21 protein-coding genes and 1 pseudogene are annotated in these 24,180 nt (G+C 58.7%); 8 read left to right on the plus strand and 14 right to left on the minus strand.

The window, feature by feature from the left end; translation table 11 throughout:
• Positions 1-211 precede the first annotated feature (211 nt).
• From napC to aegA, 8 genes and pseudogenes are all read right to left on the minus strand, one after another.
• Positions 212-814: a cytochrome c-type protein NapC gene (gene napC, locus V3W49_RS12800; protein ID WP_500146061.1), complete on the minus strand. Its 603-nt coding sequence runs from the start codon at positions 812-814 to the stop codon at positions 212-214.
• A gap of 7 nt (positions 815-821) precedes the next feature.
• The gene (napB, locus tag V3W49_RS12805) at positions 822-1,274 is read right to left on the minus strand and encodes a nitrate reductase cytochrome c-type subunit (RefSeq protein WP_500145944.1); all 453 of its coding nucleotides are present in this window, start codon (positions 1,272-1,274) and stop codon (positions 822-824) included.
• On the minus strand, positions 1,267-2,133 hold the full coding sequence (napH, locus tag V3W49_RS12810) for a quinol dehydrogenase ferredoxin subunit NapH (RefSeq protein WP_500145946.1): 867 nt from the start codon (positions 2,131-2,133) through the stop codon (positions 1,267-1,269). The genes napB and napH overlap by 8 nt, the downstream gene beginning before the upstream one ends.
• Positions 2,120-2,815, minus strand: coding sequence for a ferredoxin-type protein NapG (napG, locus tag V3W49_RS12815; RefSeq protein ID WP_500145947.1), 696 nt, complete (start codon positions 2,813-2,815; stop codon positions 2,120-2,122). Before napG ends, napH begins: the two co-directional genes overlap by 14 nt.
• A 4-nt stretch (positions 2,816-2,819) precedes the next feature.
• On the minus strand, positions 2,820-5,306 hold the full coding sequence (gene napA, locus V3W49_RS12820) for a nitrate reductase catalytic subunit NapA (RefSeq protein WP_500145948.1): 2,487 nt from the start codon (positions 5,304-5,306) through the stop codon (positions 2,820-2,822).
• A gap of 14 nt (positions 5,307-5,320) precedes the next feature.
• Complete coding sequence (gene napD, locus V3W49_RS12825) at positions 5,321-5,566, minus strand: chaperone NapD (protein ID WP_500145950.1); 246 nt, start codon at positions 5,564-5,566, stop codon at positions 5,321-5,323.
• On the minus strand, positions 5,556-6,044 hold the full coding sequence (gene napF / locus V3W49_RS12830; protein WP_500146062.1) for a ferredoxin-type protein NapF: 489 nt from the start codon (positions 6,042-6,044) through the stop codon (positions 5,556-5,558). The genes napD and napF overlap by 11 nt, the downstream gene beginning before the upstream one ends.
• Before the next feature lie 235 nt (positions 6,045-6,279).
• Positions 6,280-8,240 (minus strand): annotated as a pseudogene (gene aegA / locus V3W49_RS12835) (formate-dependent uric acid utilization protein AegA).
• A 299-nt stretch (positions 8,241-8,539) separates the two neighbouring features.
• Between aegA and narQ the strand changes: the two are divergent.
• The 6 genes from narQ (at position 8,540) to V3W49_RS12865 (ending at position 16,042) form a co-directional block, all read left to right on the plus strand.
• A complete protein-coding gene (narQ, locus tag V3W49_RS12840; RefSeq protein ID WP_500145952.1) occupies positions 8,540-10,249 on the plus strand; it encodes a nitrate/nitrite two-component system sensor histidine kinase NarQ in 1,710 nt (569 codons plus the stop codon).
• A gap of 34 nt (positions 10,250-10,283) precedes the next feature.
• Positions 10,284-10,928, plus strand: coding sequence for a nitrate/nitrite response regulator protein NarP (gene narP / locus V3W49_RS12845; protein ID WP_500145954.1), 645 nt, complete (start codon positions 10,284-10,286; stop codon positions 10,926-10,928).
• Positions 10,929-11,070: 142 nt separating this feature from the next.
• Positions 11,071-14,187, plus strand: coding sequence for a multidrug efflux RND transporter permease AcrD (acrD, locus tag V3W49_RS12850; protein ID WP_500145956.1), 3,117 nt, complete (start codon positions 11,071-11,073; stop codon positions 14,185-14,187).
• Between the two features lie 146 nt (positions 14,188-14,333).
• Positions 14,334-14,693: an ArsC family reductase gene (locus V3W49_RS12855; protein ID WP_500145957.1), complete on the plus strand. Its 360-nt coding sequence runs from the start codon at positions 14,334-14,336 to the stop codon at positions 14,691-14,693.
• Between the two features lies 1 nt (position 14,694).
• A complete protein-coding gene (dapE, locus tag V3W49_RS12860) occupies positions 14,695-15,822 on the plus strand; it encodes a succinyl-diaminopimelate desuccinylase (protein ID WP_500145959.1) in 1,128 nt (375 codons plus the stop codon).
• Between the two features lie 28 nt (positions 15,823-15,850).
• The gene (locus V3W49_RS12865; protein ID WP_138098845.1) at positions 15,851-16,042 is read left to right on the plus strand and encodes a YpfN family protein; all 192 of its coding nucleotides are present in this window, start codon (positions 15,851-15,853) and stop codon (positions 16,040-16,042) included.
• 285 nt (positions 16,043-16,327) lie between these two features.
• Here the strand turns inward: V3W49_RS12865 and ypfH are convergent, their stop codons facing one another.
• From ypfH to dapA, 6 genes are all read right to left on the minus strand, one after another.
• The gene (ypfH, locus tag V3W49_RS12870) at positions 16,328-17,023 is read right to left on the minus strand and encodes an esterase (RefSeq protein ID WP_500145961.1); all 696 of its coding nucleotides are present in this window, start codon (positions 17,021-17,023) and stop codon (positions 16,328-16,330) included.
• 75 nt (positions 17,024-17,098) lie between these two features.
• A complete protein-coding gene (locus V3W49_RS12875) occupies positions 17,099-19,123 on the minus strand; it encodes a tRNA(Met) cytidine acetyltransferase TmcA (protein ID WP_500145963.1) in 2,025 nt (674 codons plus the stop codon).
• Positions 19,124-19,126: 3 nt separating this feature from the next.
• Complete coding sequence (gene ypfJ, locus V3W49_RS12880) at positions 19,127-19,999, minus strand: KPN_02809 family neutral zinc metallopeptidase (RefSeq protein ID WP_500145965.1); 873 nt, start codon at positions 19,997-19,999, stop codon at positions 19,127-19,129.
• A 191-nt stretch (positions 20,000-20,190) separates the two neighbouring features.
• A complete protein-coding gene (gene purC / locus V3W49_RS12885) occupies positions 20,191-20,904 on the minus strand; it encodes a phosphoribosylaminoimidazolesuccinocarboxamide synthase (RefSeq protein WP_500145967.1) in 714 nt (237 codons plus the stop codon).
• Between the two features lie 89 nt (positions 20,905-20,993).
• On the minus strand, positions 20,994-22,022 hold the full coding sequence (gene bamC / locus V3W49_RS12890) for an outer membrane protein assembly factor BamC (protein ID WP_500145969.1): 1,029 nt from the start codon (positions 22,020-22,022) through the stop codon (positions 20,994-20,996).
• Positions 22,023-22,096: 74 nt separating this feature from the next.
• Positions 22,097-22,975, minus strand: coding sequence for a 4-hydroxy-tetrahydrodipicolinate synthase (gene dapA, locus V3W49_RS12895; RefSeq protein WP_500145971.1), 879 nt, complete (start codon positions 22,973-22,975; stop codon positions 22,097-22,099).
• A 146-nt stretch (positions 22,976-23,121) separates the two neighbouring features.
• Here dapA and V3W49_RS12900 point away from each other — a divergent pair, with 146 nt between their 5' ends.
• Both V3W49_RS12900 and bcp read left to right on the plus strand, forming a co-directional pair.
• Positions 23,122-23,691 carry a glycine cleavage system transcriptional repressor gene (locus tag V3W49_RS12900; protein ID WP_500145973.1) on the plus strand — a complete coding sequence of 190 codons (570 nt, stop codon included), beginning with the start codon at positions 23,122-23,124 and terminating at the stop codon, positions 23,689-23,691.
• Between the two features lie 13 nt (positions 23,692-23,704).
• Positions 23,705-24,178 (plus strand): thioredoxin-dependent thiol peroxidase, encoded by a 474-nt coding sequence (gene bcp, locus V3W49_RS12905; protein WP_500145974.1) that lies wholly within the window; start codon positions 23,705-23,707, stop codon positions 24,176-24,178.
• Positions 24,179-24,180 lie beyond the last annotated feature (2 nt).

Below are 24,180 nucleotides of genomic sequence, written 5' to 3' on the forward strand. Positions count from 1 at the left end.
TTGTAAGTGTCTACCATGTCCCCGAACAAGTGTTCACTATGTCCCCGGACCGTACACCCGAAACGGGAGAGGGAGTTTCCCGGCAATGAACGGAACAGCCCACTGCATCATCATGTTCTGCCATTTTTTCTGAAAAAAAGCGGCACGCTAATTTACGATGAACCAAAAGAAAGCCGCCCAATCAGGCGGCTTACAAGGAAGAGCGCAACGATTAAAAGCCGTTTTTAATTCCGTGCATCTCCGGCAGCTTATGGGCGATCCCCTTATGGCAGTCGATACAGGTCTGCCCCTCTTTCACCGCCTGGTCGTGCATCTTCGCCGCCACGGTCTTCTGGGCGGTAAAATCCATATAGTCGAAGTTATGGCAGTTACGGCACTCCTGGGAATTATTGTTCTGCATTCGCCGCCACTCGTTCTGAGCCATGGTCAGGCGATGCTCCTCGAACTTCTGCGGGGTATCGATGATCCCGAAGATTTTGGCATACAGCTCCTTGCTGGCCTTGATCTTACGCAGCATCTTCGGCCCCCACTCGTGAGGTACGTGGCAATCCGGACAGGTAGCGCGTACCCCGCTGCGGTTGTTGTAGTGCACCGTCTCCATGTACTCCTGATAGACGGTATTGCGCATCTCATGGCAGCTGATACAAAACTGTTCGGTATTGGCCATCTCCATGCTGGTATTAAATCCCCCCCAGAAGACAATGCCAGCGCCGAAGCCAATCAGCAGCAATGTACCCAACGCCAGACGACTCGGCCGGCGCCACCAGTGCCACAGACGGCGAATCACGCCCGGTTTTTTCTGTTGTTCCATCAGTTCGCCTCTATTTGCCAAAGCCCTGGGAAGGCGTAAAGGTGTTTTCCACAATCGGCGGCGCATCGGTCTGCGGTACGTGGCACTGCAGGCAGAAGTAACGCCGCGGCGCGACGCCTGTAAGCACTTTGCCGTCGCTGTCCATAAAGTGGGTGGGACTGATTCGCGGCGCGCCGGTGGTGCGATAGTGCTCCACGCCGTGGCACTGCAAACAGCGGTTGGTGTTGGTGGTCACCTGGTAGCCGTCCACGCTGTGCGGAATCATCGGCGGCTGGTTGACATAGTTCAGCGCCATGCGTTCCTGCTGTTTGGGCATGCGAATCGTTCCTTCCGGGGTCGCCGATACTTCCGGCGACTGGCTCAGATCCACAGAGCCCTCCGCCAGCACCATGCCACTCGTCATTAACATCAGCGCCGCCGCCAGGGCGCGCAGTACTCCTTTTTTACGGACAGGGCTATTCATCTTTTGCTCCCGAACTCCATCGAATTGTTATTTTGAAAACCTCTTCGGCGCAGACATCAACGCAGCGCCCACAGGTCATGCAGTCGCGGCCGGTAATCAGGGCCGGGCTCTGCTTATCCAGTACCGGCGCCCGTAATACCTGCGGCTCCGGACAAATGTGAAAACAGTCCATACAGCGGGTGCAGCGCTCGCGCCCGATGGCGGTCACGCCCAGTGCGCCAGCACCGCCGGTCAGACCATAGAAGGCGCCCAACGGGCAGAGGTGGCCGCACCAGCCGTGTTCAACCACCAGCAGATCAAACAGAAACAGAGCGATCAACAGTAAGATCCCGGCGCCAAAGCCAAAGATCAGGCCGCGTCCGGCAATGGATACCGGATTCACCCACTCCCACAGCAGACTACCGGTAAGCAAACTCCCCACCAGAACCAGCGCCAGAATCAAATAACGCAGCCAGCGCGGCAGCGATGCCGACGCGGTAATCCCCAACCGCCGACGCAGCCAGGCGGCCAGGTCGGTCAGCGGATTTACCGGGCAGACCCAGCTACAGAACAGACGCCTGCCCGCCAGGGCGTAGAATCCGGCGACGATCAGCGCGCCACTCAGGGCCAGGGGCGCAGGCAGATGACCGCTCGCCAGGCTTTGTAGCACCATCAGCGGATCGCTGAACGGCACCGTATCCAGCAGCAGGCTACTGCTGTAGTTGCCACGTAAGATCCAGATACCGCCCAGGCTTCCACACAGAAACAGCGCCAGCACCATCGCCTGACACAGACGCCGCAGCAACAGCCAGCGGTAGCTACGCCACCACCCTTTCACCGCCAGCGCATCGCGCCCGGCTTCCTGCTTACGATTCGCCATCGGTGCCCTCCAGCCAGCTAAAGCGGTAGTGATGTCCCGGTTCACCTTTCGCCAGCTCCCTCGGCAGTACCTTAATCGCCGCCTGTTCCAGCACGCAGGCCTGTTCGCACTTACCGCAGCCGGTACAATCGCTGCTGTGAACCGTTGGCAGGAAGCGAGCGTGTTTGCCGGTGCGGCTGTTGGGTTCCGGCTCCAGGGTGATCGCTTTATCAATGGCGGGACAGACCCGGTAGCAGACATCGCAGCGCAGCCCCTGGAAGTTCAGGCAATTTTCCTGATCCAGCAGAACCGCCAGCCCCATGCGCGCCGCATCAATAGAGAACAATTCGCCGTCCAGCGCTCCGCTGGGGCAAGCCGCAACACAAGGAATGTCCTCGCACATTTCGCAGGGAACCTCCCGGGCCACGAAATACGGCGTGCCCGCCGCTTCGCCGCAGGCCAGGGTCGCCAGTTTCAGGGTCTGATAAGGGCAGGCCTGTACGCACTGACCACAGCGTACGCAGGCCCGCGAAAAAGCCGGCTCAGGCAGCGCGCCGGGGGGCCGCAGCCGAACGCCGCTGGCGCGGCTGCTCCCGGTACGCATACCCAACAGGACAAACACAGCCGACACACCGCAGGCGGCGCGCGTCACATCGCGCAAAAAGCGACGACGGGCAGCTCCAGGCACGTCCGTTCGGGCCACAGGCTCAGACCTTCTCCAGTTTCACGGCGCACTTCTTGAAATCCGTCTCTTTAGAGAGCGGATCCGTCGCATCCAGCGTCAGCTTGTTAACCAGCTGGGCGGCGTCGAAGAACGGCATATAGACCAGCCCCTGAGGCGGCCGGTTACGCCCGCGAGTTTCGACAATTGAAATCACCTCGCCGCGACGCGATACCACCTTCACCTTATCGCCACGGCGCAGGCCGCGTTGTTTGGCATCCAGCGGGTGGATAAATAGCACCGCCTCCGGGAAAGCACGATGCAGCTCCGGTACCCGGCGGGTCATACTGCCGGTATGCCAGTGTTCCAGCACGCGCCCCGTCGAGAGCCACAGGTCATACTCTTTATCCGGCGCTTCCGCCGCCGGTTCGAAAGGCAGCGCGAAGATAACCGCTTTACCGTCCGGCTTACCGTAGAATTTGTAGCCCTCGCCCGCTTTTACATAGGGGTCGTGGCCTTCGCTGTAGCGCCACTGGGTTTCCTTACCGTCCACCACCGGCCAACGCAGACCGCGCGCCTTGTGATAGTCGTCAAAAGGCGCCAGATCGTGGCCATGGCCGCGCCCAAAAGCGGCGTACTCTTCAAACAGCCCCTTCTGCAGATAGAAACCGCACTCGCGGGATTCATCGTTAAGCTGATCCTCCGCCAGCTCGCTCAACGGGTACTGGCTCACGGTCTTCGAGGCAAACAGCACCTCGTACAGGGTCTTGCCACGGTACTCCGGCTTCTGAGCCAGCAGCTCTTCGTTCCACACCTCTTCGGTCTTAAAGCGTTTGGCGAAATTCACCAGCTGCCAGAGATCGGACTTCGCTTCGCCCGGCGCCTGTACCTGCTGACGCCAGAACTGGGTACGACGCTCGGCGTTGCCGTAAGCCCCCTCTTTTTCCACCCACATGGCGGTAGGCAGAATCAGGTCAGCGGCAAGAGCGCTCACTGTCGGGTAAGGATCAGAAACCACCACGAAATTACGCGGATCGCGCCAGCCCGGCATACGATCTTCATCGATATTCGGGCCAGCCTGCATATTGTTGTTACACATCACCCAGTAGGCATTGAGCGTGCCGTCCTTCAGCGCGCGGTCCTGCGCCACAGCGTGCAAGCCCACCTTCGCAGGGATAGTGCCGCCAGGCAGTTGCCACAGCTGTTCGGCGATGGCGCGATGTTTCTCGTTAGTAACTACCATGTCGGCAGGCAGGCGGTGGGCGAAGGTGCCAACTTCACGCGCGGTGCCGCAGGCGGAAGGCTGCCCCGTCAGCGAGAAAGGCCCACAGCCCGGCTGGGAGATTTTGCCGGTCAGCAGATGCAGGTTGTAGCACAGGTTATTGGCCCAGACGCCGCGGGTATGCTGGTTAAAGCCCATGGTCCAGTAAGAGATCACCTTCTTATTCGGATCGGCGTACAGCTTCGCCAGCCGCTCCAGCTGATCTTTCGGCACGCCGCTCATCCCGGCGGTCTTCTCCAGGGTGTACTCGGCTACAAAGGCTTTGTATTCTTCGAAACTCATCGGCTCGGAAGCATCGGAACCGGCGTTTTTCGCCGCTTTCTCCAGCGGGTGGTTGGGGCGCAGGCCATAGCCGATATCGGTCACGCCGCGCCGCAAATTCACGTGCTGCTTAAAGAAAGACTCATTAACCGCGTTATTCTGGATGATGTAGTTGGCGATGTAGTTAAGGATCGCCAGGTCGCTCTGAGGCGTGAAAACCATACCGTTATCCGCTAACTCAAAGCTGCGGTGACGGAAGGTGGAGAGTACCGCGACTTCCACACCGGTATCTGACAAACGGCGATTAGTGATGCGCGACCAGAGGATCGGGTGCATCTCGGCCATGTTCGAGCCCCACAGCACGAAAGCGTCAGCCTGTTCGATATCGTCGTAGCAGCCCATCGGCTCATCCATCCCGAAGGTGCGCATAAAGCCCACCACCGCGGACGCCATGCAGTGACGCGCGTTCGGATCGATGTTGTTAGAGCGCAGCCCCGCCTTGAACAGTTTGGCCGCAGCGTAGCCTTCCCAGATGGTCCACTGACCAGAGCCAAACATCCCAACGGCGCCTGGCCCCTTCGTTTTCAGGGCGTCCTTGAATTTGTCCGCCATGATGTCGAAAGCCTGATCCCAGCTAATCGGGGTGAACTCCCCCTCCTTGTGGTACTGGCCGTTGCGCATGCGCAGCAGCGGCTTAGTCAGACGATCCTTGCCGTACATGATCTTGGGCAGGAAATAGCCCTTAATGCAGTTCAGCCCGCGATTCACCGGCGCATCCGGATCGCCCTGGCTGGCCACCACGCGGCCATTCTGGGTGCCCACCAGCACGCCACAGCCGGTACCGCAGAAGCGACACGGCGCCTTATCCCATTTTATGGCATCGCTCTTGCCGACCGCCGCGCGGGCGACCGGAGAGACGCTGATACCGGCTGCTGCCGCAGCCGCGGCGACGGCGTTAGCTTTCATAAAGCTACGACGACTGAGTTTCATGGTGTTACCTCACCTTAGCTCTCATGCTGGTGGTAAACCAGCGACACCGCCAGCACGCCTGCGAGTTCACGTGCCGACTCAATATTGTTCAGTAGCACCCTGCTGGATGCCGCTTCCATGACGACTGCCAGCTTGCCGGTTTCGGCATCGCTGGCGGTCACTTCGCTGCCCGGTAGCGCATTCAGCGCGCTGATTACCGCCGCAACGTTTTCCGGGCGGGTTTGCACCATCAGCCCACAGACCTGCCAGTTACTGTTCATCAGAACTCCTCAGTTTCAGAGCCGAAACCGGACAGCCCGCCACACAGGCGCCACATCCCGTACAGCGCGACGCATCTATCTGCAATGTCGCCACACCGTTACGGGAAGGTGTAAAGCGCAACGCCTGCGGCTCGCAGCTGTCTTCGCAGCTGCGGCAGTCCACCTGCTGGCGAGCCAGGCAACCGTCGCCGACCACCGCCCGCAGTGACCAGGGGACGCTGTCCCGGGGCGCAAACAGCGCTTGCGGGCAGACCTGCGCACAGGCGTAGCAGAAGGTGCATTCACCGTTGTGAAAATCGATATCGGGGTAGCCGCCGGTGCCGGAACGGATAATGGCGCTTTCGCAGGCTGTCGCGCAGGCACCGCAGCGTATGCAGCGCTCGATAAAGACCGCTTCACGGCCGCTCCACGGCGGACGAATAGCCTGTGCTGAACGGCGCCAGCCGGTCAGCAGACCACGTCGCGAGAGTTGCGTTATCGCCATTCCATTGCACCCAGAAGAAAGAGAATTACTTTTGTTACTTCAGAATTCGTGCCGCCGCAGCGTTGCGTCGATCCTGTTTTCAGGCGTTAACATAGGCGAGCCGCAGCTACCACTACATCACCCTTTAGGGGTAAAACACGTAGCGCGATCAAGGTTAGGTTGAGTTTGTTGAAAAGCAGCGCGTAAAACGGGAAACGCCCCTGTCAGGCCCGACCTTTCAGGGGCGAAATTAAGAAGATTTTCTACCCCTTAAGGACGAAATATCTACCCCCAGGTAATCAAGGATTCCCCTGGCCGCATGCCGACCTTCCGCCATCGCGGTGACCACCAGATCGGCCCCACGCACCGCATCGCCGCCAGCGAAAATTTGCGGATGGCTGGTCTGATAAGGACACGACCCGGCAACGCCAGCCTTGATACGACCGTCCCGGGTTAGCTTCACCCCCAGCTCTTCAAGCCAGGGAAGCGCGTGGGGGTGAAAACCAAAAGCGACGATGGCGGCATCGGCAGCCAGGATAAACTCTGAACCGGGAATCGGCTGCGGACGACGGCGTCCCTGAGCATCCGGCTCCCCCATCAGGGTACGCAGCATTCGAACTCCGGTTAACTGCCCCTGGCCGTTAGTTTCAAAGGACAGAGGCTGAACGTTGAACTCAAAATTCGCCCCCTCTTCCCGGGCGTGCTTCACCTCTTTTTTCGACCCCGGCATATTGGCTTCGTCACGCCGATAAGCGCAGATCACCTCTTTCGCTCCCTGACGTAGCGCAGTGCGCACGCAGTCCATCGCCGTATCGCCGCCCCCCAGAACCACCACCTTTTTACCGGCCATATCGCGCAACGGCCATGCGGACGACGCCTCCAGCCCCATTTCGCGCCGGGTATAACCGATAAGGTAAGGCAGCGCGGCGCAAACGTCATCGGCGTCCTCGTTGGGGATGCCCGCCGTCATGGCGCGATAGGTACCCACACCGACGAAAACCGCGTCGTACTGCGCCAGCAACCGGGACATTGCGATATCCTGGCCGACCTCGCAGTTAAGTTCGAACCCGATACCCATAGCGCTGAAAATCTCACGCCTGCGCGCCAGCAGCGCTTTATCCAGCTTAAAGGCGGGAATGCCGAAGGTCAGCAGGCCGCCAATCTCCGGATGCCTGTCGAACACCGTGACCGCCACCCCGGCCCGGGCCAGGCGATCGGCGCAGGCCAGCCCTGCCGGGCCAGCGCCGATGACCGCGACCCGTTTACCACTGGCGACAACGTCGGAGAGATCCGGACGCCAGCCCTGCTCCAGCGCCCGGTCAGCAACGTAACGCTCCAGATTACCGATGGTGACGGCTCCGCCTTCGTCACGCAGCGTACAGGCGCCTTCACACAGGCGATCCTGCGGGCAGACCCGCCCGGTCACCTCTGGCAGACAGTTGGTCAGATGCAGTAGCTCTATCGCCGCCCGTTCCCCCTGATGTTGCGCTCGCTCCAGCCAGCGGGGAACAGGATTATGCAGCGGGCAGGTCCATTCGCAGATACTGTGAGTGCCGCAGCTAAGACAGCGTCGGGCCTGCTCCTGCGCCTGGTTCTCCTCAAACGGCAGCACTATCTCCCGGCTGTCCCGGCGGCGCACTTCGGCTGCGCGTTTTGCGGGTTCGACGCGTGGCGCTACCGCCGCCAGAAGTCGGGCAGCCGTGACGTTCACCGCCGGCGCCAGCCCTTTCTCACTGGCCGCCCGCTGGCGGCGACTTTTGCCCTGACCGCTGAGCCACTGCGGCGTAATCAGCGCCATAGCCCGGTCGGACATTCCGCCACGCAGGCCGGGCCACCATTACGCCCTTCGCACAGATCGCACTTAAGCGCCTGCACCGTCGGGGCTTCATCGTCCACTACCACCTGCATCACGCCGAAAGGGCAGGCTATTTCGCAGGATTTACAGCCGATACAGCCGCTTTGCGCCACCTGCACCACCCCATCACGCCGGGAGATAATAGCTACCGGACAGCTTTTCAGGCAGGGGGCACTCTCGCACTGGTGGCAGCTAACCGCATTACGCACGCCCGCCTCTTTCACCACTCTGATCCGCGGTAAAAAACCCTGAGGCGTCAGCGGATGACGCTGCTGATTATGGGCCATTACGCAGGCGACTTCGCAGGCACGGCATCCCAGGCAGCGCTGCGCGCTGGCAAGGACGAAAGAATTCATCATGGCATTGTCCATCTGCACGGAATTTAAAGGCACCATTAGTAAGGATATTTAGCGCGACAGACAATGAACGATGCGGAGGAATCTGTGATGGATCAAATAACGTTGTGCAGATGCAATAAAATTTGAGCGTATCGCCTGGAATCGTGAACGTAACGTTATTCAGTTTTTACCAGTGCGTGTCCGGCAGCATTCTGCTGCTACAGCGTGCGAAATTTCAACGATAAACGCTTTGCGTCATTCGCCATTTCTGATATAGCTTGCGCCCACATAAACAATGAGTAAATGAATAACCCACCATGGTAAGACGCCCGGTTTCGACCAGCCTAGCGCGCGCTTTTTTTTCGATTGTCCTGCTGTCGTTGCTGACGACCGGCGCTGCGCTGTTCACGCTCTCCAGCAGTATGCGGGATGCGGAGGCGGTCAACATCGCCGGTTCCCTGCGCATGCAGAGCTACCGACTGGGCTATGACCTACAGGGCGATCCCCGGGCGCTGGCGCAGCACCGAACGCAATATGCACAAACCCTGAAAGCGCCGGTGCTTCGGGCGCTGGAAAGCCCCCTTACCCCTCGGGAGGTCAGCCAGCGCTACCGCGCCCTGCATGATAACTGGCGCCAGATGGATTTGCGCCTGGCGCAGGGCGATCGCCAGTGGTATCAGGCCAATATCGCCGACTATGTCAGCCAGATCGACCTGTTCGTACTGGCCCTGCAACATCATGCCGAACATAAAATGATGGTGATGGTTGCGGTATCGGCCGCCGGTTTTCTGGCGATTATCACCCTGATCTTTTTCACCCTGCGTCGCATTCGCCGTCAGGTCGTAGCGCCGCTGAATGCGCTGGTATCCGCCAGTGAATCCATCGAACGCGGCGATTTCGACCACCCGCGCCTCGACAGCAGCCTGCCTAACGAACTGGGCTGGCTGGCGCACAGCTTTACCCGCATGTCCGGCGAACTGCACAAACTGTGGCGGCGGCTGGAAGAGAGCGTTCAGGAAAAAACCCTGAGCCTGCAAGAGGCCAACCGCCAGCTGGAGGTGCTGTACGGCTGTTCCCAGGCCATGACTATCAGCGTGACCGATAATCAAAACTTTCAGAACGCGTTGCATATCGTCCTGCGTCACGAACCGATCTGCGCGCTGGAGATGCAGGTAGGCGATTACTGGTGCCTCAACGTCGGGCAGGCCCGTAACGATCTCCCCTGGCAAAGTACGCCAATTCGCCAGCAGCAGCAAACCATCGGCCATTTACGCTGGCAGGCGCCGGACAAGCAACCCGCTCTGCAACTGATGGAAAGCGTCGCCAATATGCTGGGGCGTGGAGTCTGGCTACTCCAGGCCCAAAAGCAGCACCAGCAGTTACTGCTGATGGAAGAACGTGCCACAATCGCCCGGGAGCTTCACGACTCTCTGGCTCAGGTGCTCTCTTATCTGCGCATTCAGTTAGCGCTGCTGCGCCGCGCGGTGCCGGAAGAGAACCTGCGCGCCGGAGCCATCATCAGCGATTTTACCCAGGCACTGGACGATGCCACCCGCCAGCTGCGCGAGCTGCTCTCAACCTTCCGCCTGACGCTTCAGCAGGCCAACCTGCCAGAAGCGCTACAGGAGATGATAGCTCCGCTGCGCGATCGCAGCGAAGCGACGATTGAGCTTATCTGCAACCTGGCGGACCAGGCGCTGGACGCCCCACGCCAGGTTCATCTGCTACAGATTATCCGCGAGGCGGTACTTAATGCCATTCGTCACGCCAGCGCCCGCCACATTCGGGTGTACTGTCACAGCGCGGCCCCCAACCGCTATATTGCCGATATTGTTGACGACGGTCGGGGAATTCCCAGCCTTGAAGAGCCAGAAGGCCATTACGGACTTAATATTATGCAGGAGCGCGCCGACTGCCTCGGCGGCGAACTGACGATTTCCCGTCTGCCGCAAGGAGGTACCCGCGTACGCGTTAGCTTCCCAGGTGTGACAGACGAAAGCACAGCACAGGCCGAACGCCGGCCATAATGATAACAAGAGAGTATCCTCCAGGGAGCAATACATGTCAGAGAAAATTCGCTATCGGGTTTTAATTGTCGATGACCATCCGTTAATGCGCCGCGGTATCCGCCAGCTGCTGGAAACCGACGACATATTCAGCGTAGCAGGAGAAGCCAGCAGCGGCGCAGAGGCCGTGAGCCTGGCGGAACGCGTCGCACCGGATATCATCCTGCTGGATCTGAATATGAAGGGCCTGAGCGGGCTGGACACCCTGCATGCCCTGCGCCGCGATGGCATCACCGCGCGAGTGATTATCCTGACCGTAAGCGACGCGCCGGGGGATATCAGCGCCATGATCGACGCCGGCGCCGACGGATATCTATTGAAAGACAGCGATCCCGACGCGCTGCTGGAAGCCATCCGCACGGGCGCTACCCGGGGCGGCGCTTTTAGCGAACGTATCCGGGAATACCTTAATCATCGCGACGCGTTCGGCGCTCAGGAATCCCCGTTCGCCACGCTGACCGAACGCGAACTTGACGTCTTACAGGAGGTCGCCCGCGGGCTGTCTAATAAACAGATTGCCGGAACGCTGCACATTTCAGAAGAGACGGTGAAAGTGCATATTCGCAACCTGCTGCGCAAGCTGAACGTACGCTCGCGCGTCGCCGCCACGGTGCTGTTTCTGGAGAATCGGGGGCTATAACCCCCGTCGGTACATTCACCTGCATATATCGGCCTTAATTTACAATATCTCCTTATTTTCTCCACGTTTAAACCCGGGGAAGAGGATAGAGTGATAACCACGCTGTTTTTCCGCCCATTGCTGTTTTGAGGCTCTCTTTAACATGGCGAATTTTTTTATCGACCGCCCGATTTTTGCCTGGGTTATCGCAATCCTGCTCTGTCTGACGGGAACGATGGCGATTTTGTCATTGCCGGTTGAACAGTATCCCGACCTCGCCCCCCCGAACGTACGGATCACCGCTAACTACCCGGGGGCGTCGGCAAAGACGCTGGAAAACACCGTGACTCAGGTTATCGAACAGAACATGACCGGACTCGATAATCTGATGTATATGTCCTCCCAGAGCAGCAACACCGGGCAGGCCACCATTCGCCTCACCTTCCAGGCGGGTAGCGATCCCGATGAAGCCGTGCAACAGGTGCAGAATCAGCTTCAGTCCGCCCTACGCAAGCTGCCCCAGGCGGTGCAAAGCCAGGGGGTCACCGTCAGAAAAACCGGTGATACCAACATTCTGATGATCGCCTTCGTCTCTACCGACGGCAGTATGGATAAGCAGGACATCGCCGACTATGTGGCCAGTAATATCCAGGATCCGCTAAGCCGGGTTAACGGGGTGGGTGATGTTGATGCCTACGGCACCCAGTACTCGATGCGTATCTGGCTTAACCCTGACAAGCTCAACAGCTATCAGCTCACTACCCAGGACGTGGTCAGCGCCATCCGCTCCCAGAACAGTCAGGTGGCGGTAGGACAGCTGGGCGCGACGCCCGCCGTCGATGAACAAGCCCTGAACGCTACTATCAACGCCCAGGCGATGCTGGAAACCCCGGATCAGTTCCGCAATATCACGCTCAGGGTTAACCAGGACGGTTCGCTGGTCACGCTGGGAGATGTCGCCAGAGTGGAGCTGGGTGCGGAAAAATATGACTATTTGAGCCGTTATAACGGAATGGCGGCCTCGGGGCTGGGGATTAAGCTGGCTTCCGGGGCCAACGAGATGGAAACCGCGAAACTGGCGCTGACCCGGCTTAATCAACTTTCTCAGTACTTCCCCCATGGGCTGGAGTACCGTATCGCCTTTGAAACCACCTCTTTCGTCCAGGCCTCGATTCACGACGTGGTGAAAACGCTGATCGAAGCCGTGGTACTGGTGTTTGCGGTAATGTACCTGTTCCTGCAAAATCTTCGGGCGACGCTGATTCCCACCATCGCCGTTCCCGTAGTACTGCTTGGCACCTTCGCGGTGCTTTATGCTTTCGGCTACAGCATTAATACCCTGACCATGTTCGCAATGGTACTGGCTATCGGCCTGCTGGTGGATGACGCTATCGTGGTGGTGGAAAACGTCGAGCGAATCATGAGCGAAGAGGGACTATCGCCCAGGGCCGCTACCCGTAAATCGATGGGGCAGATACAGGGAGCGCTGGTGGGCATCGCTCTGGTTCTGTCGGCGGTCTTTATCCCAATGGCCTTCTTTGGCGGCACTACCGGGGCTATCTACCGCCAGTTCTCTATTACGATAGTCACCTCAATGATTCTTTCCGTGCTGGTGGCGATGATTCTGACCCCGGCGCTGTGCGCTACCCTGCTAAAACCGCTAAAGAAAGGCGAACATCACGGCAGTCGCGGTTTCTTCGGCTGGTTCAACCGCACCTTTAACCGCTACGCGCAGCGCTATGAAGCCGGCGTCGGCAAGATTCTGCAGCGCACCCTGCGCTGGCTGGTGCTCTACCTGCTGATTCTGGGCGGTATGGTGGTGCTGTTTATGCAGCTACCCACCTCGTTCCTTCCTGATGAAGACCGCGGCGTCTTTACCACCTCGGTACAGCTGCCGCCGGGTTCAACCCAGCAGCAGACCCTGAAGGTGGTCGAGAAGATCGAGAAATATTTCCTGACCGAAGAAAAAAACAACGTACGCTCGGTCTTCGCGACCATTGGTTCCGGGCCGGGCGGCAACGGTCAGAACGTCGCGCGTATGTTTATCCGCCTGAACGACTGGGATGACCGGGATCCACAAACTGGCTCGTCGTTCGCCATTATCGAACGGGCGACCAAAGCCTTCCGCAACATTAAAGAAGCACGGGTCTATGCCAGCAGCCCACCAGCTATCAGCGGTCTGGGTAACTCCACCGGCTTTGATATGGAGCTTCAGGATCACGCCGGGCTGGGACATGATGCGCTTATGAAGGCCCGCGACCAGCTGCTGGCAATGGCGGATCAGGATCCGCGTCTGACTCGGGTACGCCACAACGGACTGGACGACAGCCCACAACTGCAGGTGGATATCGATCAGCGCAAGGCACAGGCCATGGGGATTGCAGTGGACGATATTAACGACACGCTGCAAACGGCCTGGGGCTCCAGCTATGTGAACGACTTTATCGACCGAGGCCGCGTGAAGAAGGTCTATGTTCAGTCCGCTGCGCCATACCGGATGCTGCCGGGTGATATCGACAAGTGGTACGTACGCAACAACGCCGGCACTATGGTGCCCTTTTCCGCCTTCGCCACCTCGCGCTGGGTCACCGACTCGCCGCGTCTTGAGCGCTATAACGGCTACTCGGCGCTGGAGATTGTCGGTGAAGCGGCACCTGGCGTCAGCACCGGTACGGCGATGGATATTATGGGGCAACTGGTACAGAAATTGCCCACCGGTTTCGGTCTGGAGTGGACAGGGATGTCTTACCAGGAACGACTTTCCGGCGCTCAGGCTCCGGCACTCTACGCTCTTTCGTTGCTGGTGGTGTTCCTGTGCCTGGCGGCGCTCTACGAGAGCTGGTCGGTACCCTTCTCGGTCATGCTGGTGGTGCCACTGGGGGTTGCCGGCGCTTTGCTCGCCACCTGGCTGAGGGGGCTGGAAAATGACGTTTACTTCCAGGTGGGGCTGTTAACGGTGATCGGTCTGTCGGCGAAGAACGCCATTCTGATTGTGGAGTTCGCCAACGACATGAATGCTGCGGGCAAGGAGCTCATCGCTTCCACTCTGGAGGCCTGCCGCCAGCGCCTGCGCCCAATTCTGATGACCTCGCTGGCCTTTGTATTCGGGGTACTGCCGATGGCTACCAGCAGTGGCGCCGGTTCCGGTAGTCAGCATGCGGTGGGTACCGGCGTTATCGGCGGTATGATCGCCGCTACCGTGCTGGCGATCGTCTTCGTGCCCATTTTCTTTGTACTGGTACGGCGTCGCTTCCCGCTACGCGAACGTCCTGACGATTAACAGTATGGATAATGGCAATCTGAAAGGGTTGCCGTTATCCAGTTTGGGCGTCGTCCTGCCGGGGCTCTCCGGAGAAACGGCAGTAGCCCAACAGAGAGCAAATTGCTATGCTGACGCTTTGCTGAAAGTCACAAGGATAACCAGGCATGGTCACTCTGTACGGCATAAAAAATTGCGACACGATTAAAAAGGCCCGCCGCTGGCTGGAAGCCGAAAACATCGACTACCGTTTCCACGATTACCGGGCCGATGGCCTGGATGCCGCACTGCTGGAAAGCTTCGTCGCCGAACTGGGCTGGGAGCCGCTGCTTAATACCCGCGGCACCACCTGGCGTAAGCTGGATGAAGCGCGGCGTGGCGCCATCACCGACGCCGCTTCGGCCATAGAACTAATGCTGGAGATGCCGGCGATTATTAAACGACCATTGCTCTGCGCGCCGCACCAGCCTATGCTGCTGGGTTTCAGTGACAGCAGCTATCAGCAGTTTTTTAATGAGGTTAAGTAGTATGTCTTGCCCGGTCATCGAACTGGCCCAACAGCTTATTCGCCGCCCTTCCCTCAGCCCTGACGACGCAGGTTGCCAGGAGCTGCTTATCGAGCGCCTGCGCGCTATTGGCTTCACCATTGAGCCTATGGACTTCGGGGATACCCGCAATTTCTGGGCCTGGCGCGGCGAGGGAGAAACCCTGGCCTTTGCCGGTCATACCGATGTCGTTCCTCCAGGCGACGGCGATCGCTGGATCAACCCGCCGTTTGAACCCACCATCCGCGACGGCCTGCTGTTTGGTCGCGGCGCCGCCGATATGAAAGGCTCGCTGGCGGCCATGGTGGTCGCCGCCGAGCGTTTCGTGACCCAGCACCCAAACCACCGCGGTCGCCTGGCGTTCCTGATAACCTCCGATGAAGAGGCCAGCGCCAAAAACGGCACCGTGAAGGTGGTGGAAACGCTAATGGCGCGCAACGAACGCCTGGACTACTGCCTGGTGGGCGAGCCTTCCAGCAGCGAAGTGGTGGGCGACGTAGTGAAAAACGGCCGCCGTGGCTCCCTGACCTGCAACCTGACCATTCACGGCGTCCAGGGCCATGTAGCCTACCCTCACCTGGCGGATAATCCGGTGCATCGCGCAGCCCCCATGCTGGATGAACTGGTCAATATCGAATGGGACAAGGGCAATGAGTATTTCCCTCCCACCAGCATGCAGATCGCCAATATCCAGGCGGGAACCGGCAGCAATAACGTGATTCCAGGCGAGCTGTACGTACAATTCAACTTCCGCTTCAGCACCGAAAGCACCGCGGAAATGCTGCAACAGCGAGTCAGCGAACTGCTGGAACGCCATCAGCTACGCTATACTCTGGACTGGTGGCTGTCTGGCCAGCCGTTCCTGACGTCCCGCGGCCGCCTGGTAGATGCGGTGGTCAACGCCATTGAGCACTATAATGAGTTTAAACCGCAGTTGCTGACGACCGGCGGCACCTCAGACGGGCGCTTTATCGCCAGAATGGGGGCTCAGGTAGTGGAGCTGGGACCGGTGAATGCCACCATTCACAAGATTAACGAATGCGTGAACGCCGCCGACCTGCAACTGCTGGCCCGGATGTATCAACGTATTATGGAACAACTGGTCGCCTGAGCGGCCATTCATCCTTCAGGAGAGGCGCATGGACTGGCTAAGTAAATACTGGTGGATACTGGTACTGGTGATTCTGGTCGGTATCTTTATCAACGTCATTAAAGATCTGAAACGCGTTGACCCAAAGAAGTATCTGGACAATAAGCCCGATCTACCGCCCCACCGCGACTTTAACGACAAGTGGGACGATGACGACGACTGGCCGAAGAAGAAGCCGTAATCCGTGAGGACGGAGTTGGCAGCCTCCGTCCTTAGCTACGTTTTCGCCTTTACCGCACAATAAGCCGGCGAATCAGTTCCAGCAGCGCAACCAACGCTTTAGGGACGACGAGAACCATATCGTTCAAAGTTTTCATCCGCTTCCCTCCGGGCAGCCTGTCATCGCAGCGGCTCTTCATGGTCAGATGAGAACAATACCTCCTCAGGTCAGAGCCATCCGCTGCGCGCCGGAACATAAAAAAACCGACCTCACCAGTCGGTTTTTTAGTGCCTGCAACCGCAGGTTTTAGAGCATCGAAATCACATCGTCTTCGCCAGGCTTACCGCCCAGCGCTTCATCGAAGTAGTGCTTAGGCACCGTATAGCGCAGATGATCCAGCGCCAGCTGCATACTGCGATTGTCAATGGCGTGCCCCAGATCCTCGACGATATCCAGCGTCGCATCGCCGCCGCCGGCCAGCAGAGCTTCATGGGCTTTCACCGCATGCAGCGGCTCAATCACCCGGTCCTCGCCGCCGTGAATTAAATGCACGGTGGTGGTCACGCTAACCCGCTCCGGCAATTCACCAAAACGCCCATTAAAGGCGATAAGACGCGACGCCAGCCCTGGCTCCGCTTTCAGGCTTTCCAGCACCATAGTCGCCCCCTGAGAAAAACCGATCAGCGCCGTCGCTGCGGGCATGACGCTGCTCTTTTCCTGCCAGTAACGCACCAGCGCGCTAAAGTGCGGCATCACCGCATCGATACGCGCCTGGCGGTTCTCTTCACTGAGGCCAGCAACGGAAAACCACTCGCGTCCCGGCTCCGGCCCGCTCGGGTTCGGCGCCCCGATGCTGACCACCAGCGCATCGGGAAACTGCGGCGCAAACCAGCTGCCGATCTCGCCCATCGCTACCGGATTGTCGCCCACCCCATGGAACAACAGCAGCAGTTGCTGAGGGGGAGTAGCGGGACTCTGAACTACAAAATGGTCATGTTTCATCGTTGCCTCCTGACGCTCTTCGGGAGCCACTCTACGCCAATAACAAAAAATCGCCATGGCATAAAATTGATGCTGTCACTGAAAATTTTTGACCTTCATCAGCCAGGCTTCCAGGGTCTCTGTCCGTTGCGCATCCAGCGCTTTCAGCGCCGCAGCGCACTCCTGGCGCTGGCGAATCAGCAGCGCCCTACGGCCGCTTACCCCTGTCAGAACGCAGAGTTCAGCGCTCTCCAGCCCCTGCACCAGCCATCCTCGTAATCCGGGCAGCGCCAGCTGAGTGTTAATCAGCAAACGCTGTAGCGTGCCGATGCAGGCCTCCGGTGGCCTGTAACCAAAAGCGAAACCGCCCAGATCGCGCCAGTCGTCATCATTAAGCGTAGTCTCTGAAAGCTGAGCAACCGGAATCGGATCGCGAATCCACGGCTGTAGCCAGTGCACGTCGCGCCGCAGCCTGCGATGTTCACGCTGCGTTAGCGCTTCCCCTCGCGCGCTCAACGGGCGCAGCGCCATCGCCGTATGGCAGCCGCTGCTGGCCTCGACGTGCGTGCCGATGCGCACCAGAACGAAACCCGCACGCTGCCAGAAGCGCCACAGCTCATCGGTATAGCCGAAGCTGACGGAAAGGTAGTCAGCGCCATCGCTCATCTCATCGGCGCCCGCCAGTAACCGACTGCCAATTCCCTGGCGCTGGCGTTCCGGATGCACCGCCACCCGGCTGATACGCAGCCCTTTCAGGACGGCGGCGTCGGCAGAACCGCCATGGGCCGCCAGCGATTGTGCCACCAGATTACCACGCGGGCGCCGCAGACCGGCCCATACCGCTTCGCTCAGTTCAGGCGTTAATCCCCCCTCTTCCACCAGCCACAACGCGCCCGCCACCTGCTCGCCGATGCGCGCCGTCAGCAAACGCTGGCCAGGGGCGTCCAGCAGGCGCCGTAAGTCCAGCGGCGAAGTGCGGTAATGCGCGCCGGCGAGCAGTCGCCAGGTCTGCGCCTCAGGGCCATCGTCGCCCTGCCAGGCGCCCCTGGTCAGGGTTTGATAGTGCACATCGCCCTCACCGGGCGTCGCCAGACGATCGTCGAACAACATTACCTGGTCGAGAATTCGCTCCAGCGGATCGCCTGCGGCCCAGCGCACCGGCGTATCAAGAGTAAAGCGCCGCAGCCGGGGCAATGATGCGCACAGCTTAAGCAGAAAACCGCGCCCGGTGCCCTCATAGCCCTGTACCGTCGTCGTCAGCAGGGTTCGGGGATAAGCGGCGATCAACTGACGCAACTGCGGCGCCGGAATGGCGGCCGCTTCATCAACGATCAGCCACTCTCCCCGAGGCGACGCCCCCTGTCGTATCGCCTGCAGCAGCGCATCCGGTGCCATAAACAGCCCGTGTTCGTCGGCATACCGGGTCAGCACATCGGTAGCCGCCCGGGTCGGGGCGGTAATCACCGCCGTACCGTCACCCTGTCGCGCCAGCATTCCTGCCAGCGCGGATTTGCCACGTCCGCGCGGCCCGGTGACCACAGCTACCCCAGCGGGCATGGTGAGCAGTTGATTAAGAATCTCCTGCTGCCCGACCAGCGGGCCTCCGGCGCCAGGTTGCCAGTCCGGACGCTCGACGGGCGTCGGCAGGCGCGGCGCCTCCCCCTGACGCCAGATAATAGATTGCGGATCCTGTATTAGCGCCTGTTGAAGACGATGTATAAATCGGGGGGTGGCAATCGGCTGCGGCTGACCGCTCCAGCGCAGACTATCTGCATCCGACCGCTGTGGCCACGTCGTCCACGGCGGCGCCAGCAGTACCAGCCAGCTACCGGCCCGTAGCGTTCCCGCTAATGCCGCCAGCGCTTCTGCATCCAGTCCGCTTCTGGCATCGAATATCGCGTGCAAAAACTCGCGACCCAGCAGGCGACGAATCGCGCCCGGGGCGCAGTGGAGCGCCAGTTCTGCGGTTTCACCTACCCACAGCCAGTCACCGGCGAGCAGCTGTGATAGACGCCGGGCGCTAGCAGCGCTCCATTCCGGCTCGCCGCTCAGCACCAGTAAACGACGAATGCCCTGACGCTGCTGGTGACGCGTCAGGGCATTAAGCTTATTTAACCACATCGGTTACAGATTATTGCCGAAGGTGTCGCACTGCTGCGGATCGCCGCTGTCGTAACCACGTTTGAACCAGGTGTAGCGCTGTTCGGAGGTACCGTGGGTGAAGCTGTCCGGCACCACCTGGCCCTGACTGCGGCTTTGCAGCCGATCATCACCAATCGCCTCAGCAGCGTTCAACGCCTCCTGCAAATCACCGACCTCCAGGATGTTCTGCTGCTGCATACTGTGGCCCCATACCCCGGCGAAACAGTCGGCCTGAAGCTCCATACGCACCGAAAGCTTGTTAGCCTGAGTCTGAGAGGCGTTCTGCTGCATCTGGCGAACCCTGGGTTCAATACCCAGAAGTTTCTGTACGTGATGCCCTACTTCGTGAGCGATTACGTAACCCTGTGCAAAATCACCATCGGCGCCCAGACTGTTTTTCATCTCATCATAGAAGGAGAGATCGATATATACCGTGCTATCCGCCGGGCAATAGAACGGCCCCATCGCCGACTGGCCGGTTCCGCAACCGGTACGGGTCAATCCGCGGTACATAACCAGTTTTGGCTTCTGATAGGTTTTGCCCATCTGCTGGAACAGCTGGCTCCAGGTATCTTCGGTGGTTGCCAGAATCACCGAAGTAAATTTCGCGGCTTCATCCTCATTGGGATTAATAGACTGAGAACTCTGCTGCTGAAGCTGCGACGGCCCGCCGCCGCTCAGAAGCGGCGTCAGGTCATATCCGTAATAGCCAGCCACCAGCACGACAATAAGCAGGATAATGCCCCCCTTACCGCGCGGCAGTCGGAAACCGCGGCCTCCACCGGGAAAGCCCCCCTGCGACTGGTTACGACGATCTTCAACATTGTCGCTCTCGCGACGCCCTTGCCAACGCATAACATCATTCCTGTTGTTCGGATAATAAGGTTAATTATGAGCGATATCCGGGGGGACGGGCCAGTATTTCCCGAAGCTAAACGGCAATGATACGAAAGAATCGGAAAAAAACCGCTGGCCAGAGAACCGGCAGAAAAGAGAGAGCCCGCAAAACGCGGGCTCCACAGCAAGCAACGGAAACGATTGCGCAGTTAGTCCAGATTAACGCCGAGACGTTTAGCAACCTCTTCATACGCTTCAATAACGCCACCCAGACTCTGACGGAAGCGATCCTTATCCATCTTGTCGAGCGTGTTTTTATCCCACAGTCGGGCGCCGTCTGGCGAAAATTCGTCGCCCAGCGTCACTTCGCCTTTAAACAAACCAAACTCAAGCTTAAAGTCCACCAGGATGAGACCGGCATCGTCAAACAGCTTCTTTAGCACATCGTTCGCTTTATAGGTCAGTTCCTGCATCCGCGCCAGATTCTCTTTGCTCACCCAGCCGAATGTTTCACAGTAAGACTCGTTAACCATAGGGTCGTGCATGGCGTCGTTTTTCAGGAACAGATCGAACAGCGGCGGATTCAGTTCAATACCCTCTTCCACACCGAGACGCTTAACCAGCGAACCTGCGGCGCGGTTACGGATAACGCACTCAACCGGCACCATATCGAGCTTCTTCACCAGAGATTCGGTGTCGGAGAGCCGCTTTTCCATCTGCGTCGGAATCCCCGCCTCTGCCAGTTTGCTCATAATGAAATGGTTAAACTTATTGTTCACCATCCCTTTGCGATCAAACTGTTCGATGCGCGCACCGTCGCCTGCTGACGTATCATTGCGAAATTCGAGCACCAGTAGATCGGGGTTCTCGGTGCTGTAAACGGTCTTCGCCTTGCCTCGATACAACTCAGCTTGCTTTTGCATCTTTCATTACTCCAGGTGTAATCACTACTTACGTAGTTAGTGTATTAACGCGAATTGAAAAGGCCGGCGTATTGACGCCGGCCCCGGGATTACTTGCTGAACGCGGCCTGGAATACCGCCACCAGCGCATCGTTCTGCGACTGGGTCAGCGTGTGCCCTTTCGGGTCGATAAACTGCAGGCTACTGCGGTTATCGAGGTCGCCGACCTGCAGCTTATAGTCGCCGCTGGTCAGGCCCGGATCGCGAGCGCCAAGCGCCTGCCAGTCGCTATCGGAAAGCGGATCGTAGCTCAGCGTCATGCTGCCCTGGGAACGCGTGGTATCGTTAACCTTCATCCCCACTTTTTCCAGCACCGACGGTAGACGGTTCCAGACCTCGTTAAAGGGCGCGCGAACCACCAGCATCGGCAGGCCGGTATCGTCCGCCCCGCTCTGTACGTCGATACGGCCGGTGCTGGTATTGCTGCTGCGCGTGTTCTGGTTCTGCTCCAGACCGCCTGCAATCGCGTTCAGCATTTGCGCGCTGTAACGCTGCATCGAAGCCGCGTCGGCAGCCGGTTTACCGTTCTGCTCCAGGCTCAGCAGCTTCACGGTCAACGCCTGCTGATAGCCCTGCTGCTGAACGCTAATCTGGTAGCGGCCACGATACTGCTGATCTTCATCGGCGCGGTTCCAGTTTACCCAGTCGGTAGTCAGGCTCTGATTCGCATCTTCCCGCTTCATGATCGGGTAGTTCTGCGCCTGAACAACGCTTACCACCTGCGGCCAGAGGGAGCCCTGCTTCCCGCTTTCCAGCAGCATGGTCGCGGTGTCTCCGGTGAACTGAGTGCGCGCCCCGGTCACCAGCGCCAGCGGCTGAGCGGGCGGACGAATATCGAGCTTTTTACCGACGGCACCGCCGGAGCGCGCCGACGGAACGTCATACTGGCCGTTCTGCAGCGGCAATATCAGCCCGGACGGAGCATGCAGCTCGGCCAGTTCCGGCGTTTCCAGGTAGGACTCGTCGCCGTTAACCTGACGCTTATAGCGCGAGTCGGAACTGCAGGCGGCAAGCATCATGACGAGCGACAGGCCCACCACCTTTGCCACAGTTGATTTTTTTTGTACTGAGTAAGCCATCAATTCTCCCTAAATCCCGTCATACTTCAGGCTACCCCATAAGCAGGCAGCCTGAATTATTTAGGGTCTAAACTTTACAGCAAACCGGCGTGCTTCAGCGCGTCGCGCACTACCGGACGACTTTCCGCGGTCAGCGGGGTCATCGGCAGGCGAAGCGTATCGGTCGCCACAAGTCCCAACTCCCTGCTGGCCCATTTCACCGCGATAGGATTGGGTTCAATAAATAAACGTTCGTGCAGCGGCATCAGGCGTCGGTTGATTTCGCGTGCGGCGGCGAAATCGCCCGCAGTGGCCAGTTCGCACATCCGCGCCATATCACGCGCCGCCACGTTGGCGGTTACGGAAATCACGCCGTGACCGCCCAGTTGCATAAAGTCCAGCGCGCTGTCGTCGTTGCCGCTAAGCAGAATAAAGTCATCCGCGACCCGATCTTTGATCTCATTGACGCGGCTTAAGTTCCCTGTCGCTTCTTTAATACCGACAATATTCGGCACCTGCGCCAGACGCGCAACGGTCTGCGGCAGCAGATCGGAACCGGTACGGGAGGGAACATTATACAGAATTTGCGGCAGGCTGGTGTTTTCAGCAATCGCTTTAAAGTGCTGGAACAGGCCTTCCTGAGTGGGGCGGTTATAGTAAGGCACCACCGTCAAACAACCGACGATGCCGCTATCGTTGAACCGTTTGGTCAGAGAGATGGCTTCCGAGGTAGCGTTCGCGCCAGTCCCCGCAATCACGGGAATACGACCGTCCGCCAGCTCAAGCGTCATCATGACCACATCGCCATGTTCATCGTGGCTCAGCGTGGCAGACTCGCCGGTGGTCCCTACCGAGACAATTGCCGAAGTTCCACTTTCGACATGGTAATCAATCAGTTTCTTCAGGCTGGCCCGACAGACGTTACCCTTATCGTCCATCGGCGTAATCAGCGCGACAATACTTCCCGTGAACATGGTCCATCCTCTCCGTACACTAGTGCCACAATGGTACGTTTGGAGCCGCAGTAAAAGCAAGCGGCCAGGGCGCCTGTGCGGTTGTATGGCGGATTTTTTTATGCTTTCCTTATGATTACCTCTACAGATCCACAGGAAGCTCAGGTTTGACAGCGCCATCACAACACTATCTGGTCATCACCGCTCTGGGTGCGGACCGTCCCGGCATCGTGAATACCATCACCCGACACGTCAGTAGTTGTGGCTGCAATATCGAAGATAGCCGACTGGCCATGCTGGGGGATGAATTCACCTTTATAATGCTGCTTTCCGGCAGTTGGAACGCGATTACCCGGATTGAGTCCACGCTGCCACTTAAAGGCGCCGAGCTGGATCTGTTGATCGTAATGAAACGTACGGCCGCCCAGGCACGCCAGCCCATGCCTGCTACGGTGCGTGTCCAGGTGGAAGTCGCGGATTCCCCTCACCTGATTGAGCGATTTACCGATCTGTTCGACTCTCATCAGATGAATATCGCTGAACTGATTTCCAGAACTCAGGCAAACGATGAAAACGAACAGCCAGGAACGCCGCAGCTCTATGTGCAAATCGCGGCTCACAGCCCGGCGCTTCAGGATGCGACAAACATTGAGCAAGCCTTCAAAGACTTGTGTACAGAACTCAATGCGCAAGGCACTATTAGCGTTGTGAATTATCCACAACAAGATGATGAATAAGACGGAGTGTCATATGAATCCACTGAAAGCCGGCGATATCGCCCCTAAATTTAGCCTGCCCGATCAGGACGGCGAACAGGTAAATTTAACCGACTTCCAGGGGCAGCGTGTTCTGGTTTACTTCTATCCGAAAGCAATGACGCCCGGATGCACCGTTCAGGCCTGCGGTCTGCGCGATAACATGGATGAGCTGAAAAAGTATGGCGTCGAGGTTCTCGGTATCAGTACCGATAAGCCAGAGAAGCTGTCCCGCTTTGCCGACCGGGATCTGCTGAACTTTACCCTGTTGTCTGACGAAGAGCACAGCGTATGCGAACAGTTTGGCATCTGGGGTGAAAAAAGCTTTATGGGCAAGACCTATGACGGCATTCACCGCACCAGTTTCCTGATTGACGGTAGCGGAAAAATCGAACACGTGTTCGACGACTTTAAAACCAGTAACCATCACGATATCGTGCTGGCCTGGTTGAAAGACCACAGCGCCTGATT

Source organism: Rosenbergiella sp. YN46 (assembly GCF_036620675.1).
In the GTDB taxonomy this organism is placed as follows: Bacteria; Pseudomonadota; Gammaproteobacteria; order Enterobacterales; family Enterobacteriaceae; genus Jejubacter.